The organism is Streptomyces sp. NPDC031274 (genome assembly GCF_055570235.1).
In genome coordinates this window covers 1-1027 of sequence record NZ_JBVIHP010000499.1, presented here as the reverse complement: position 1 = coordinate 1027, position 1027 = coordinate 1, and the positions used below count along the sequence as shown (strand labels likewise).

Annotated in this window: 1 protein-coding gene; it reads left to right on the top strand. The window is 65.7% G+C overall.

Annotation, left to right across the window (positions count from 1 at the left end; translation table 11 throughout):
- On the top strand, nt 1-955 hold a 955-nt coding region (locus tag ACZ5CR_RS47475), incomplete at its 5' end, for an alpha-amylase family protein (protein WP_468870300.1).
- Between the last annotated feature and the right edge of the window lie 72 nt (nt 956-1027).

The following is a 1027-nucleotide window of genomic DNA, read 5'->3' as shown; positions in this document are numbered from 1 at the left end:
CGGCCTGATCGCCGAGACCGTACGCCTGCTGCGGTTCTGGATGGACCACGGCGTACGCATCTTCCGCGTCGACAATCCGCACACCAAGCCCGTCGTCTTCTGGCAGGAAGTCCTCGACGACATCAACCGCACCGATCCCGACGTCATCTTCCTGGCGGAGGCCTTCACGCGCCCGGCGATGATGCGCACCCTGGCCGCGATCGGTTTCCAGCAGTCCTACACGTACTTCACCTGGCGCAACGACAAGGGTGAACTGACGGACTATCTGAGGGAGTTGGCGGGCGAGACCGCTCACTATCTCCGTCCCAACTTCTTCGTCAACACCCCGGACATCCTGCACGCCTACCTCCAGAACGGCGGACGTCCCGCCTTCGAGGCCCGGGCGGTGCTCGCCGCGACCCTCTCGCCGACATGGGGCGTCTACAGCGGATACGAACTCTGCGAGAACGCCCCGGCGCGGGTCGGCAGCGAGGAGTATCTGAACTCGGAGAAGTACCAACTGAGGCCGCGCGACTGGGAGTCGGCCGAGCGCTCCGGCGCCACCATCGCGCCTCTCATCACCAGGCTGAACCACGTGCGGCGCGCCAACCCCGCCCTGCGGCAACTGCGTGACCTGCACTTCCACACCACGGACCAGGAAGCAGTGATCGCGTACTCGAAGACGGCTCATGGCAGGGCCCCTGATACGGCCTCCGGCACGGAAGGACCGAACACGGTTCTGGTGGTCGTGAACCTCGACGCCCACCACACCCAGGAGGCCACGGTTTCGTTGGACATGCCGCAACTCGGCCTCGACTGGCACGAGTCGGTGCCGGTGCGCGACGAACTCACCGGCGAGACCTACCACTGGGGCAGGACCAACTATGTGCGCCTCGAACCGGGCCGCGCGCCCGCGCACGTCTTCCGCGTCCTGCGACCGTCCTCACCGTCGTTCGGAGGGTCACCCACATCATGATCATCAATGAGCCCGTCCAGGACACCTTCGAGGACACCCCCGCCAAGGACCGCGACCCCGAATGGTTCAAAC